Origin of the sequence: Bacillus sp. CECT 9360 (genome assembly GCF_918741275.1) — a bacterium.
Lineage (GTDB): Bacteria > Bacillota > Bacilli > Bacillales > DSM-1321 > Peribacillus.
The window spans coordinates 163,116-176,966 of record NZ_CAKKNA010000004.1 but is presented as its reverse complement, the minus strand read 5'-3'; the positions used below and the strand labels follow the sequence as shown (position 1 = coordinate 176,966).

Here is a 13,851-nt window from a genome sequence, read left to right as displayed (position 1 = left end):
TCTCCCAAACATGATTTCTTCGATACCAAAGCGAATATCAATAGCTGAAAAAACAGCTTCAAATCTTTAAGGGTGAAATTATGAAATTGATTTAGGTATCCTGATTTTCATCTATTAATTTCTGTATTAGTGTTTATTTCAACATGAATGGATTATGATGATAAATTTGTACAAAATAAATATAACCCCTGAGTAAAGGTGAGGATGATCTTGATAATTACAATAACGATTGGCGTCGTTATCATATGTTTCCTCGTCTGGTTGCCACTCGATTTTCATCTAGGACGGAGAAGGCATAAGCGCAAAGTTTTTAAGAAAAATTTACCTAATCGCCAAAGCGACATCCAGCTATACACAAATGGAAAAAAGCTGTTCAACGATTTTTTTCACGAAATACAGGATGCCAAAAAATATGTACATATCCTCTTCTATATCGTTTCCAACGATCAATTTAGCAAGGCATTCCTTCAGCTATTGAAGGAAAAAGCACAAACCGGAGTTGAGGTCCGATTAATGATTGACCGGATTGGCGGGTATCGAGTCAGTAAAAAGATGATTTCCGATTTAAAAGCACATGGGGTAAGATTCACGTTTACAAACAGCCTGAAGTTCCCCTACTTATTTTATTCTCTTAATAAACGGAATCACCGGAAGATTACGATCATTGATAGTGAGATCGGTTATTTAGGCGGCTACAATGTCGGCAAGGAATACATTGACCAAGACTCCAAGCTGAGCCCATGGCGGGATTACCATTTAAAAGTTACTGGAGAGGGAGTACAGGATCTTCAGTACGAGTATTTTGAAGATTGGTTTCGCGCGACAGGGGAAGATCAGCGCAGTAATCAGCAGTATTTTCCGTCCTTAAAAAAAGGGGATTGTCTTCATCGGTTCCTACCCACCGAAGGGATATTTCTTGAAAAAGCCTTTTCCGAAATGATCTTAACGGCAAATGAAAGAATCATAGTTGGAACGCCTTATTTCATTCCAAGCCGGAAACTCTTCTCTGATTTAAGAAAAGCTCTCACGCGGGGTATTGATTTGACTGTGATCGTTCCAAAAACAGCGGATCATCTTTTTGTCCAGGAAGCATCCTATCCTTTTTTTCGGGTTCTTTTAAAGGAAGGAGCAAAAATCATGCAGTTTGAAAAAGGGTTTTATCATTCGAAAATCATTCTGATTGATGATAAGGTTTGTGATATTGGCACGGCAAACTTTGATAGGCGTTCTTTATTTTTGAACCGTGAAATGAATTGCCTAATTTATGATAAAGCTTGCATTGAAGATATTAAGAAAGAATTGGATTACGATATCTTTCATTCCACACCTTTAACAATTGAAATGATTACAACGCCTAATCCTGTCCGTATGTTCAAAGAATCAATCGCTTATGCAATCTCACCGTTTCTATAAGACATTACCCGGAAAAAGGAGACTGCCATGCAAATACGCCTGGGATATGTTTCAACCGCCACTTCTCTTTGGGAGGCAACACCTTCGCGAACGTTAACATTCAAAAGATACGGCGAGCTTGAAAAGGAAAAACGCATGCAAAAGCTTTATGATATAACTCGGCGAAATATTGCCAGTACCTTACGGACTCTCTATTACAATACAGGACATGAAATCCAAGTGTACCGGCTTTCGAGCTCAATTGTCCCGCTCGCTACTCACCCGTACGTTAATTGGGACTTTGTTACACCTTTTCGTGCCGAGTGGCGGGAGCTTGGGGAATGGATTAAACGCCATCATATGCGGGTAAGCTTCCATCCTAACCAGTTCACTCTTTTTACAAGTCCGAATCCGTCGATCACCGCCAACGCTGTTAAAGATATGGAGTTTCATTACAAAATGCTTGAAGCCATGGGTGTGCATGATCATTCTTTCATCAATATCCACGTCGGAGGGGCATACGGAGATAAATCGTCTGCTACGGCCAGATTCCACGAAAACCTTAAACAGCTCCCCCTACACGTGAAAAGAAAAATGACCCTTGAAAACGACGATAAAACGTATACGGCCGAGGAAACGTTAACGGTCTGTAAGCTTGAGAAAATCCCATTAGCATTTGATTACCATCACCATATGGCTAATCCCGGAGTAATATCGCTAGAGATGCTGCTTCCGCTTGTTTTTGAAACATGGGACCATACAGGTGTATGTCCTAAGATCCATATTTCCTCACCCAAGTCAGAAAAAGAATTCCGTTCGCATGCGGATTATGTGAATCTTGAATTTATCATGCCATTGATACAAGTACTTAAAAGCATGAAGCAGGATATCGATTTTATGATTGAAGCGAAAACGAAGGATAAGGCCATGTTGAAATTGATTGAGGATCTGTCGAAGGTCCGCGGTGTAAAAAGGATAGGCGGTGGAACGGTTGAATTAAAATAAGGCTCTGTTAAACGATAATGTTGTTTTTGGGAAGGGAATCTGCGAGACTCCTCGAAAATGCATACGCATTTTCTCGTGCGGTGTCTATTCAAGGATGATGAATCACCGTCCTGCGGAAAAACGGGCTGGCAAGACCCCGCAGCGAGGTACGAATGAGGAGGCTTGACAGTTCGTCCGCGGAAAGCGAGTAGATTCCATGACCATTTGAAAATCAACAATGGAATTTAACAGAGCCAAAAATAAAAGGCTGCCCCGTGCCGGCACCTCCCATACAAGATATAGACACGAACGTCATATGTTGTATGCGTTGGAGAGAAAGCCAAGCACTTATGGGACAGCCTCTTTTTAATGACCTGTATTTATGCTATATGATCAAGTTTTCGGATTTATTATCGAGTTTTGCATATATATTATCAAGTTTTTCGATTTATTATCAACTTCGCTACATTTATTATCAACTTTTCTCGTATATCGATTTTTCGACAGTAACCACCCTAAATCGACAAATTCAACAAAGTTCCTAATAAGTGGAATTCCTGTTATTATAGCCTTTTTACATTTTTTCCGGAGCGGATACGCCGATCAATGACAGCGCATTTTTGAGCGTGATTTGTACTGCCTTCACTAATCCCAGGCGCGCTTTGCTTCTTTCGACGTCATCCGTATCCAGTACTTTTTCAGCATTATAAAAGCTATGGAACACGGAGGCAAGATCAAAAATGTAATTCGTCATCCGATGTGGCATGCGTTTTTCTGCCGCTTCCGCAATTGCCTGCGGGAATTCCCCAAGCTTCTTCAGTAGCTCCATTTCCTTTTCCGAAGCAATAGGCGAGAAATCAAGTGTACCCTCGTAGCTAAGGTTCTGCTCCTGACCCTGGCGCAGGATGCTTGATATGCGTGCATGGGCATATTGAGAATAGTAAACCGGGTTATCATTGGACTGTGATACGGCCAGATCAAGGTCAAAGTCCATATGAGTAGCCGCGCTTCTCATCGCAAAAAAGTAACGTGTGGCATCCAAGCCTACCTCTTCAATCAGATCCCGCATCGATACAGCTTTACCGGTACGTTTGCTCATCTTCATCTTTTCGCCGTTTTTATATAGATGAACAAGCTGAATCACTTCAACTTCCAGCTGCTCTTTTTTATAGCCCAGTGCTTCAATCGCGGCTTTCATACGCGGGATATAGCCGTGATGGTCCGCTCCCCAAATGTTGATCAGCTTTTCAAAGCCGCGCTCAAGCTTATCACGGTGATAGGCAATGTCAGGTGTTAAATACGTATACGAGCCATCTTGTTTGATCAGGACACGGTCTTTATCATCGCCCAATTCCGTGGAACGGAACCAGGTGGCGCCATCCTGTTCGTATATATGGCCGCGTTCTTTTAAAGCGGCAAGGGCTTCGTCGATTTTCCCATTCTCATATAAGGAGGTTTCCGGATACCAGACATCAAAGCCGACGCGGAAGTTTTCGAGATCCGCCTTCAATTTTTCCATTTCATATTTCAAGCCGTACTCACGGAAAAAGTCGAAGCGCTCCTGCTCATCCGTGTTTACGAACTTATCGCCATGTTCCTCGGCGAGCTTTTTACCTATGCCGATAATATCGGCTCCATGATAGCCGTCAGCGGGCATGTCCTTATCGATGCCAAGCGCCTGGAAATAACGCGCCTCGACAGATAAGGCCAGGTTGTTTATCTGGTTTCCGGCGTCGTTAATGTAATATTCCCGGGATACATCGTAGCCGGCTTTAGCCAGCACATTACATAAGGAATCCCCAACAGCTGCGCCCCGTGCGTGGCCAAGGTGAAGGGAGCCTGTCGGGTTGGCGGAAACAAATTCAACCTGGATCTTTTGATTGTTTCCAAAATTGCTTTCACCATAACGGTCCCCCGCCTCCAAAATGGCTGGAATCAGTTCCGTTAAATATTCATTGTTCATGTAGAAATTAATAAAACCCGGGCCAGCGATTTCTATTTTTTCGATTGAAGCTTTCGAACGATCAAAATGTTCGACAATGCCGAACGCAATCATCCGAGGGGCTTTTTTAGCGACTCTCGCCAGCTGCATCGCCATATTGGTGGAGTAGTCGCCATGCTCCTTCTCCTTCGGTAATTCTAATATCACATCAGGAATCTCTTCTTCTGTCGCCAAACCCGCCTTTACCACTGCCGCTATGATCTCCAGCTTTATTTTATCCTGAACCTGCTTCACTACGTTCATCGTATTACGTTACCTCCTTATAAGTGATCACCATTTCATATTGGCCAAGCAAGTTACCCTGCATGAAAAGTTCATAGTCGAATAGAAACTTTCCTTCACGTTTATTCTCATCCCAAAGATGGCTGATTAGCTTTGTCCTCGTTTGCGTCGTCATTGTGCCATATATGCTTTCATAATGGCCATTCGTCACTTCAGAGAGGCTGAAAACCTGCCGCATCTTTACAACACCACTACGCATTAACAACGCGTCAGCTTCTTTAAATTTAAGGGTCGTGTACGTTTTCCCGTTATCATCTTCTTCCGTATACTGCAGGTACAAAGCATTCCCTTTAGTAAACTTTGTACCAGAAGTGACTATTTCATATGTATCTGTTTCATCACCGTTGCTTATTTTCGTATTCAATTTCACTTTAACATCTTGTTTATCGGTGTTTTGCATAGTCATATGCTACACTTCCTTAAATAGAACTATAACTTTATAAGTATAAATATTCTGCCCTAAATTTTCAACTTATCGTTAGAAAAGCGTAAGCGCCCTGCAAGTAAGGAACATCGACTAAGACCTGCCACATCGTGTGGCAAACATCGACGCCAGCCCATCCTGGGCAAGTCCGACAGGCATAAGACAAACCGCGAGGAGACAGTTCCTAAAGTGAAACAGTGGTTTGGCTTATGACCCGAGGGGCTGGGCGCTGCAGCTGGACATCAGTCAAATTTTAAAAATAATACTTTCCTAATCTTAGAAAAAAGACTGTCCTGATGATGATTCAGGATCAGTCTTTTATCCACAAAGTTTATCGCTTTTGGACCCAGCCTAAAATCATTTCACGAATCAGTTTACTGGCCGTATTGGCCGTTTGCTCGGAAACATCATAGATCGGCGCCACTTCCACTAAATCACAACCGACTATCTTAATGTCCGATTTCGCGATTTCATGAATGGAAGCAAGTAATTCTTTCGATGTAATTCCGCCAGCGTCAACTGTGCCTGTACCAGGGGCATGGGCCGGATCAAGCACGTCAATATCAATCGTTACATAGACCGGTCGGCCGGTAAGCTTCGGCAAAATTTCTCTCAACGGCTCAAGGACTTCAAATTTAGAAATATGCATCCCATTTTCTTTCGCCCACTCGAACTCTTCCTTCATGCCTGAACGGATGCCAAAAGAATAGACATTAACTGGTCCGATATGCTCGGCGATTTTCCGGATTGGCGTGGAGTGGGAAAGCGGTTCACCTTCATAATGCTCACGCAGGTCTGTATGGGCATCCATGTGGATGATGGCCAGGTCGGGATATTTTTTGAAGACAGCCTTCATCACCGGCCAGGAAACCAGATGTTCGCCGCCTATCCCAAACGGAAACTTGCCTGCATCGAGAATACCGTCAACAAACTCTTCAATGATGTCCAGACTACGGTGGGGATTCCCGAATGGAAGCGGAATATCTCCGGCATCATAATATTTTACTTCCTCAAGATCACGATCAAGGTATGCACTGTATTCTTCAAGTCCAATAGATACCTCGCGGATTCTTGTCGGACCGAAACGAGATCCCGGCCGGTAGCTAACCGTCCAATCCATCGGCATCCCGTATATGACTGCTTCAGATTCTTCAAAATCCGGGTGGCTTTTTATAAACACGTTGCCCGAGTATGCTTCATCAAAACGCATAGCATGTCCCCTTTTCTGTCAGGTGCCTGACCCCCAGTGGTTTAACGCATTACCACGATGGGGGACTGACCCCTTTATTTAATTAGATCCTGAACGAATTTTGGAAGTACGAAGGCAGCTTTGTGAAGCTCTTTTGTATAATACTTCGTTTCGATTTCATGGAATCTATCTTCGCTTACTTCAAGCGGATCATATTTTTTTGAACCGATCGTGAATGTCCATAAACCGCTTGGATATGTCGGGATGTTGGCTAAATACAAATGGGTAATTGGAAAGATTTCTTTCACATCTCTTTGCACTTCTGTAATCAGATCTGCTTTAAACCACGGATTATCGGTTTGAGCCACAAAGATGCCGTCTTCCTTCAATGCCTTAGAAATGCCTGCATAGAAGCCTTTTGTAAATAGATTGACGGCTGGACCAACCGGCTCAGTGGAATCAACCATGATTACATCGTATTCATTCTCACTGTTGGCGATATGCATAAATCCATCATCAACCTTTACTTCGACACGAGGATCCACAAGCTTGCCCGCGATTTCAGGAAGGAATTTCTTTGAGTACTCAATGACCTTACCGTCTATATCTACTAAAGTAGCTTTTTTGACGCTCGAATGCTTCAAGATCTCACGGATTACCCCTCCGTCTCCTCCTCCGACAACAAGGACATTTTCTGGATTAGGATGGGTAAACAAGGGAACATGCGCAACCATCTCATGGTAAACGAACTCGTCTATTTTCGTGGTCATGACCATGTCGTCAAGAAGAAGCATATTTCCCCATTCTTCCGTTTCTACCATATCAAGCTTTTGAAATTCCGTTTGTTCAGTATGTAAAGTCCGGTTCACTTTCATCGTAATTCCAAAGTTCTCCGTCTGTTTTTCTGTAAACCAAATAGCCATTCATAACCATCCTTTCTATTTGAGCTTTATTTGACAATCCTCGTCCATATTAACGTTCCCCAACAAAAAAATTACAAACTAGAAAAAGTATAGTCGAATCCTATGAAAAAGCAAGAAAAAAGTTTCCTTTTTTCTTAGACGATGTTTAAAACAGCGCGATTATTTTCATACTGATAATAACATTTTCTGGGGGAAAGAGGTGTAAACAGTGGAATTGATTACAGGCCAAGGGTTCAAGCGTAAAGCTAAATACATCCGGGCGATTATCATCTTTACAGGGATTGCCGTAATCCTTGCTTTTTTATTGCTGGCCTCCCTTGTCATTTTTTCAAAAACACTAGGAGCTCCTCCCTTAGCAGTTCCTCAATCTACTCTTTTTTACAGTGACGATGGCAGCTTGATAGGGGAACGCAATAACGGGCAGAAAAGGTATTGGGTGGATTTGCATGATATCTCCCCGGCCTTGGTAGATGCGACTATCGCAGTGGAGGACCGTCAATTTCGCAAGCACCACGGCTTTGACCCGAAGCGGATTGCGGGTGCTGTTTTAGCGGATCTAAACGCGATGTCGAAGGTACAGGGGGCGAGTACGATTACCCAGCAATACGCCAGGAATCTATACTTGAGCCACGATAAAACATGGAACCGTAAATTTAACGAAGCCTTCTATACAATCAGACTGGAAACTAATTATTCAAAAGAAGAGATATTGGAAGGCTATCTGAATACGATTTACTATGGCCATGGGGTGTACGGGATTCAGGCGGCAAGCCAGTACTATTTCGGGAAGGATGCCAAAAATTTAACCGTGGGCGAAGCGAGCATGCTTGCCGGAATACCAAAAGGGCCGGCAAACTACTCTCCGTTTTTATCAATGATTCAGGCGAAAAAAAGGCAAAAGGTCGTTTTGCGCGCGATGGCGAGTGGAGATATGATCCCTAAGGAAGCGGTGGAGAAAGAAAGCCGGGAGCCGCTGGCGTTTAACCGTGGACATAAATCGGTTGATAGAAAGATAGCGCCTTATTTTCAGGATGCCGTAAAGCAGGCTTTAAAGACACAGCTGAATTTGGACGAACGTACCATTCAACTGGGCGGTTTAAAAGTATATACAACGCTGGATACAAAAGAACAAGATATTGCTGAAAAGACGTTCGACGATGTCATTGGAGAGTCATCCGATATACAAGCAGCAATGGTCGCCATGAATCCGAAAACGGGAGAAGTCAAAGCGATGGTAGGCGGAAGGAAGTATGATAAGACTCCTTATAACCGTGCGATCCATGCGATCAGGCAACCAGGTTCGACGATTAAGCCGCTGTTATACTATGCAGCGCTGGAAAAAGGGTTTACGCCATCCTCAACGTTGAGAAGCGAGCTGACTACTTTCACATATGATGACGGCAAATCTTCCTATACGCCACATAATTTTAACCATCAGTATGCCGATTCCGAAATAACCATGGCCCAGGCCATTGCTTTATCGGATAATGTGTACGCTGTTAAAACCCATTTATTTTTGGGTGAAAAAGCACTGTTTGACACGACCCGACGATTTGGCCTAAGTACTAAAATGGCGCACGTCCCGTCTGCCGCACTTGGAACGTCAGGCGTTCGGGTAATTGAGATGGTTAATGCCTACAGTATGCTTGCCAATGGCGGTAAAAAAGTCAGGCCCATTTATATTAAAAGAGTGGAAAAACACAATGGCGAGATTATTTTCGAACAAAAAAGCAAAAAAAAGCAAGTGCTTGATCCGGCAAAAGCATTTGTGATGACTGACATGCTGACAGGTATCTTTGATAAGAAACTAAACGGCTATACAAAGGTTACCGGGAGCTCAATCGCTTCTCAACTGACGAGGAAGTATGCCGGCAAATCCGGCACAACTGAAACTGACAGTTGGATGATTGGATATACGCCGCAGCTGGTTACCGGGGTGTGGGCCGGATATGACCAGCCACAAGAAATCACGGCGAGCGCTGAAAAAGCGTACGCTAAAAAAATCTGGGCGCAATTTATGGAGGAAAGCTTACAAGATAATCCGAAGAAAGATTTCAAGGAGACAGACAATGTAGTTAGCGTATATGTCAATCCTGCAAACGGCAAGCTCGCGACACCCCATTGCCCGGTGAAAAAACTGGCCTATTATGTGAAGGGAACAGAACCAACGGAGGTCTGTACCGAGCATGTACCAGATAATAAGCACTCTAAACAGGAAAAAGAGAAAAAAGAAAAAGACACATGGTATAAACGATTGTTACCCTTTTGGAATTGATTTGATTTTTAGAAACGAAAAACCTCGAGAGTCTTAGCATCTCGAGGTTTTTCATGTCCTTGCTTTACAGCGTTACACGCTGTATTTAGTTTACTTTATTTTACGAAGTATTCACAAGTGGTAAGTTTGAAATTTTGACATTTTTTCTTAAAAGTTGAAGTGCAGGTGAACTTATGAAAGACAGATAAGTTTAGCTAGTGATTCCATTCTTACAAGTCGGCTGCGTTTAACCCCTTCTTCAACTCATCTGATGAATGGTTCCACATATCAGCGTTGTGATTTTTCAAAAACTCAGCCAGCACTTTCTTTGATTGATCGTCCATATGTTCGACAATAACATGGCGTTTCAATGATTTATCCATGCGGTTTACATGCTCAGGCAACGATTTATAGCCCCTTCTAATGGAGCGGTCCACCATCATCTCACAGGCTGTGACCCCGGCATAAAGTGGGCCAGCCTGCGTCGTTTCAATCGTCACCCAAACAAGCCAATACGGTTTGGCATTAGGGACTTCCTCTTTATTCTTAAGGAACTTAATGCCCCGCTCAACCGTACTTCTCGCATGCAATGCCCCGATATCAACAGACGCCTCCCCCGCTTCCACGTCAATAATCACCGGTGAGATGTTGTCGAGCGTCAATACACCCGCACCATATCCCCCATGTCCTTCCGTCGGATCATTTTTAATGATATTGAAACCAAGCTTCTGCTTATCCATCATGTTGCCTCCTTTATGTTAGTGGTGCCAGGCACCTAGAATAGTGTAGAAATAATGTCATTCAGCGTGTTCGTGACTAACGGCAATACCACCTGAAAGATTGGTTGGATTGTATATATACTCAGCGGCGTGATTACCAATATTAGAAAAATGAGTGCTCCGTATGAATCATATTGTGTCAACTTCGCCCTGACATTTGCTGGCGCCAAGTCCTGTATAATGCGATATCCATCCAAAGGCGGAAAAGGGAGCAAATTGAAAACAAATAAAACAATATTTAGTTGGATAAACAAATGGATAAAGGTATATACGTAAACCGGCAAATTCGTGCTAAGCCCCGAGGCCACAAGACTGTGCCAAATGATAAAACCAACAGTGGCGAGCAGTAAATTACTAAAGGGCCCTGCAAAAGAAACGAGAACCCCAGCCAGCCGCGGTCGCTTAAAATTATTGCGGTTTACTGGGACAGGCCGTGCCCAACCGAATCCTGCAATCAATAAAAGCAGGGTTCCAAGCGGATCTAAATGGTTGATCGGGTTTAATGTGACCCGTCCCTGATCCTTTGCAGTATGATCGCCAAATTTATGGGCCACATATGCATGGGAAAATTCATGTAGAGTGAACGCAATTAATAACACGACTACCACAAACGGTATTTCTTCCAAAGGAAAGGCTAAAAACTGATTTAAAAAATTCTCCATTTTTTTCTCCCCGATTTCTTATTACCGTAAGTATACATGAAAAGGTGTCATAAGTTAAAACGCTGCACTTCAGGATTGCATTTTTCCTGATCATATGGAACACTACAGAGAAAGAATTGAATGGAGGAAAAAAAGCTATGCCTTACGTTACTGTGAAAATGCTTGAAGGAAGATCCGATGCACAAAAGAAAGCGCTAGTAGAAAAGGTTACCGAAGCCGTTACAGAAACGACCGGCGCATCAAAGGATAAAGTAGTCGTATTCATAGAAGAAATGTCTAAAAACCATTACGGAGTCGCCGGGAAACGCCTGAGCGACGAGTAATTAATAAAGGCCAAATCGGTTTTCGGTTTGGCCTTTATAATGGCAGATAATAGATTGTCGGGTTTGGCTAATAAATTCTGAGTTCGGATAATAAACTCCGCAGTCTTGATATTATTATAGAAATTAGCAGGTGCCCCTCCCAGAAAACCCTCTCATTTGTAACAACAAAACGCTTGGACAAAGATACTCCAAGCGTCCCTCTAAAAAATTGATTTTTAATTTACCTTAGCTTTCTCTTTTAGCTGATCAATATATGCATATGCTTGATCAATTTCTTCATGCGTGTATTTTTGTTTGCTTTTTAATGTGGCAATCTTCTCCACTACTTCGTCTCTTTCCAGCGCATCAAAATAAAGGACGGTTGAAACAAGCTCGAGGAAGCGGGCATTCTGTGCATTCATATCTAGTAAGCAATCCCCTAGCGCAGGCATATCCAATTCATGCATCGTGAGAAAGTCCATACCTGGATCGGTGATCGAATAACAGTATTGATAATACCCCGCCTTTTTTTCCCTGACTTCACTTAAATATCCCATATCGCAGAGCTCTTCGATTCGCAGCGTCAACTCTTCGGAATATGGTCCGTAAAAATGGAAAGAGAACTTTTCTTGAAACGGGAAAGACAGCTTCTTGGCGATGAAAATGATTTTTTGAAGCTTTTTTCTGCCCGTTACTTCACCGGCAGCTGAAATGGCATTGATAATTTTTGCATGATCCTTAAACAAGGCTCGTCACTCCTCACCCTAAATGTTGCTTTTTCTCTGAATAAAGAATTAATCCTTAAGATCCAGCAGTTCACGTATTTGTCTTTTAATTTCTCTATCCGTTGAATCATCTTTAAGGAGATCGTCGGGAAAATATAGTTTATGGTCTGTCCTTCTTTTGCCTGAAATTCCATCTACAATTTCCGATTCTACTGATAACTCACTTATCTCGCCGTTATTCTTCAGCAAATGAATCGGAAGCCGCTCTTCTTCTTCTTCACCAGGACGGTAAAAGTCATATGGAAGGTCTGAGGATGAATCGACCACAAGATAATATTCCGGATCAATGCCAACCTGTTTAAAGAGGCTCTTTAATTCCATTAGCTTATTCATCTGATCGTTCGACGGATGAAATTCGGTATATTTAAATAGTTTACGGTTCATGAAGCGGTCACAGAGGTCTCTGAGAATAGGATCCTTCTCTTCCTCCCATATCTGAAAATAATAGAGCATGACGGATTCGTCCATTTTCAAATAATCCGCTAAAGTGACGTCCCCCTTAAACAGCGAGTAAAAATGGTGAGGCTCTTCTTGAAAGCGATATCCCGATTCGTATAAATGCTTGGCTCTATGTAAAATTTTCGTAAGAATGACTTCCGCGCTTCTGGTTACCGGATGAAAATAAACCTGCCAGTACATTTGATATCGGCTCATGATGTAATCTTCCACAGCATGCATGCCGCTCTGTTTAATAACCACTTGGTCTTCCCGCGGCCTCATCACGCGCAAGATCCGTTCCATGTCAAAATGCCCATAACTAACTCCCGTAAAATAAGCGTCTCTCTGCAAGTAATCCATCCGATCCGCATCAATCTGGCTTGAAATCATGCTAACAACGAGTTTGCTTTCGTATGTTTTTGCAATTACTTCTGCTACCTTTTTCGGAAATGCTCCGTCAACCTTAGATAGGACGCGGTTAACTTCTGTATCTCCTAAAATGATTTGCCGGGTGAAATGTTCGTGGTCAAGATCGAAAACTTTTTCGAAAGAATGCGAGAAAGGTCCGTGCCCTAAATCATGAAGCAGAGCGGCACATAAGCATAAAAGACGCTCTTCCTGTTTCCATTCAGGCCTCCCCGCAAACACATCGTCGATGATCCTACGGACAATTTCATAAACACCAAGTGAATGGTTCAGCCTGCTATGCTCTGCTCCATGAAAGGTCAGGTAAGTAGTTCCCAGCTGACGGATACGGCGCAGACGCTGAAATTCCCTCGTTCCTATTAAATCCCAAATCACCTGGTCACGTACATGTATATAGCGATGAACCGGGTCTTTAAATACTTTTTCCTCACTAAGCTTTTCCGTGGAATATCCCATTGGCTACCCCCTTTTTTCTTATCCAATTCTATTATATCTTGTCTGCAGAAAAAAACCATACTTCATCAAAATCCGACATTTATAGGAAAAATAAAATCACCGCTGCATGCTGAAGACCTGCGGGTGATTGGTTAATTCGAAGTAACTATATAGGCAGCTGCCCTTCATGCAGGACAGACATCACTTAAGCTTTTTATCAATTTTCTCTATTAACTCATCCTCTGTCAGCGCTGCGACAGGACGGTTATTAACAAATGCGAATGATTTCTTTCGGCCCGGGCCACAATAGGATTGGCAGGCTATATCAATCACCGCGATCGGATCAAGCTTTTGCAGGCGGGGAATAAGAGTCTTGATGTTCGTTGCCTGACAATCGTCACACACCCTGAATTCATTTGACATTCCAGGGTCACCATCCTTTCTATCTAAAACAATATAAAGCGAAACACTAAAAGGTATTCTACATTTTCTAAGAACTAATTTCAAGGCTGTCTGTCTTCCAATCCAATCTGCATAACTGCCAAAAAACTACTATCCTTTTAACTTTTTTGTA

Annotated in this window: 13 protein-coding genes; 4 read left to right on the top strand and 9 right to left on the bottom strand. The window is 42.8% G+C overall.

The annotated features are described in order from the left end of the window. Positions 1-204: 204 nt before the first annotated feature. Positions 205-1,413 carry a cardiolipin synthase gene (gene cls / locus LQ216_RS06330; RefSeq protein ID WP_230127899.1) on the top strand — a complete coding sequence of 403 codons (1,209 nt, stop codon included), beginning with the start codon at positions 205-207 and terminating at the stop codon, positions 1,411-1,413. Positions 1,414-1,440: 27 nt separating this feature from the next. Beyond that, complete coding sequence (gene uvsE, locus LQ216_RS06325; protein ID WP_230127898.1) at positions 1,441-2,397, top strand: UV DNA damage repair endonuclease UvsE; 957 nt, start codon at positions 1,441-1,443, stop codon at positions 2,395-2,397. Between the two features lie 553 nt (positions 2,398-2,950). Here the strand turns inward: uvsE and argS are convergent. The 4 genes from argS to speE form a co-directional block, all read right to left on the bottom strand. Continuing rightward, positions 2,951-4,621: an arginine--tRNA ligase gene (gene argS, locus LQ216_RS06320; protein WP_230127895.1), complete on the bottom strand. Its 1,671-nt coding sequence runs from the start codon at positions 4,619-4,621 to the stop codon at positions 2,951-2,953. A gap of 4 nt (positions 4,622-4,625) precedes the next feature. Continuing rightward, positions 4,626-5,066, bottom strand: coding sequence for a DUF1934 domain-containing protein (locus tag LQ216_RS06315; RefSeq protein ID WP_230127892.1), 441 nt, complete (start codon positions 5,064-5,066; stop codon positions 4,626-4,628). A 349-nt stretch (positions 5,067-5,415) separates the two neighbouring features. After that, the gene (gene speB, locus LQ216_RS06310; protein WP_230127889.1) at positions 5,416-6,294 is read right to left on the bottom strand and encodes an agmatinase; all 879 of its coding nucleotides are present in this window, start codon (positions 6,292-6,294) and stop codon (positions 5,416-5,418) included. A gap of 74 nt (positions 6,295-6,368) precedes the next feature. Beyond that, on the bottom strand, positions 6,369-7,196 hold the full coding sequence (gene speE, locus LQ216_RS06305; RefSeq protein ID WP_230127887.1) for a spermidine synthase: 828 nt from the start codon (positions 7,194-7,196) through the stop codon (positions 6,369-6,371). A 208-nt stretch (positions 7,197-7,404) separates the two neighbouring features. On the opposite strand from speE, the gene LQ216_RS06300 reads away from it, so the two are divergent. Next, entirely contained in the window at positions 7,405-9,471 is a 2,067-nt protein-coding gene (locus tag LQ216_RS06300; protein ID WP_230127884.1) for a transglycosylase domain-containing protein, read from the top strand. Positions 9,472-9,680: 209 nt separating this feature from the next. On the opposite strand, the gene LQ216_RS06295 is transcribed toward LQ216_RS06300, so the two are convergent. Together LQ216_RS06295 and LQ216_RS06290 are read right to left on the bottom strand one after the other, a co-directional pair. After that, positions 9,681-10,190 (bottom strand): YwhD family protein, encoded by a 510-nt coding sequence (locus LQ216_RS06295; protein WP_230128294.1) that lies wholly within the window; start codon positions 10,188-10,190, stop codon positions 9,681-9,683. A 35-nt stretch (positions 10,191-10,225) separates the two neighbouring features. Then, a complete protein-coding gene (locus tag LQ216_RS06290; protein ID WP_230127881.1) occupies positions 10,226-10,891 on the bottom strand; it encodes a site-2 protease family protein in 666 nt (221 codons plus the stop codon). Positions 10,892-11,028: 137 nt separating this feature from the next. On the opposite strand from LQ216_RS06290, the gene LQ216_RS06285 reads away from it, so the two are divergent. Next, entirely contained in the window at positions 11,029-11,214 is a 186-nt protein-coding gene (locus LQ216_RS06285; protein ID WP_117306339.1) for a 2-hydroxymuconate tautomerase, read from the top strand. A 215-nt stretch (positions 11,215-11,429) separates the two neighbouring features. Here LQ216_RS06285 and LQ216_RS06280 read toward each other — a convergent pair whose 3' ends face one another. The 3 genes from LQ216_RS06280 to LQ216_RS06270 form a co-directional block, all read right to left on the bottom strand. Next, positions 11,430-11,939 (bottom strand): YwgA family protein, encoded by a 510-nt coding sequence (locus LQ216_RS06280; RefSeq protein ID WP_230127878.1) that lies wholly within the window; start codon positions 11,937-11,939, stop codon positions 11,430-11,432. A gap of 48 nt (positions 11,940-11,987) precedes the next feature. Further along, the gene (locus tag LQ216_RS06275; protein ID WP_230127875.1) at positions 11,988-13,298 is read right to left on the bottom strand and encodes an HD domain-containing protein; all 1,311 of its coding nucleotides are present in this window, start codon (positions 13,296-13,298) and stop codon (positions 11,988-11,990) included. A 180-nt stretch (positions 13,299-13,478) separates the two neighbouring features. Beyond that, positions 13,479-13,700 carry a DUF1450 domain-containing protein gene (locus LQ216_RS06270; RefSeq protein ID WP_230127873.1) on the bottom strand — a complete coding sequence of 74 codons (222 nt, stop codon included), beginning with the start codon at positions 13,698-13,700 and terminating at the stop codon, positions 13,479-13,481. Positions 13,701-13,851 lie beyond the last annotated feature (151 nt).

Coding starts and splice junctions, on each gene's coding strand:
- speE (WP_230127887.1), bottom strand. CDS start 7,196: ATGGCTATTTGGTTTACAGAAAAACAGACGGAGAACTTTGGAATTACG.
- argS (WP_230127895.1), bottom strand. CDS start 4,621: ATGAACGTAGTGAAGCAGGTTCAGGATAAAATAAAGCTGGAGATCATA.
- LQ216_RS06285 (WP_117306339.1), top strand. CDS start 11,029: ATGCCTTACGTTACTGTGAAAATGCTTGAAGGAAGATCCGATGCACAA.
- cls (WP_230127899.1), top strand. CDS start 205: ATGATCTTGATAATTACAATAACGATTGGCGTCGTTATCATATGTTTC.
- LQ216_RS06290 (WP_230127881.1), bottom strand. CDS start 10,891: ATGGAGAATTTTTTAAATCAGTTTTTAGCCTTTCCTTTGGAAGAAATA.
- uvsE (WP_230127898.1), top strand. CDS start 1,441: ATGCAAATACGCCTGGGATATGTTTCAACCGCCACTTCTCTTTGGGAG.
- LQ216_RS06315 (WP_230127892.1), bottom strand. CDS start 5,066: ATGACTATGCAAAACACCGATAAACAAGATGTTAAAGTGAAATTGAAT.
- speB (WP_230127889.1), bottom strand. CDS start 6,294: ATGCGTTTTGATGAAGCATACTCGGGCAACGTGTTTATAAAAAGCCAC.
- LQ216_RS06270 (WP_230127873.1), bottom strand. CDS start 13,700: ATGTCAAATGAATTCAGGGTGTGTGACGATTGTCAGGCAACGAACATC.
- LQ216_RS06295 (WP_230128294.1), bottom strand. CDS start 10,190: ATGGATAAGCAGAAGCTTGGTTTCAATATCATTAAAAATGATCCGACG.
- LQ216_RS06275 (WP_230127875.1), bottom strand. CDS start 13,298: ATGGGATATTCCACGGAAAAGCTTAGTGAGGAAAAAGTATTTAAAGAC.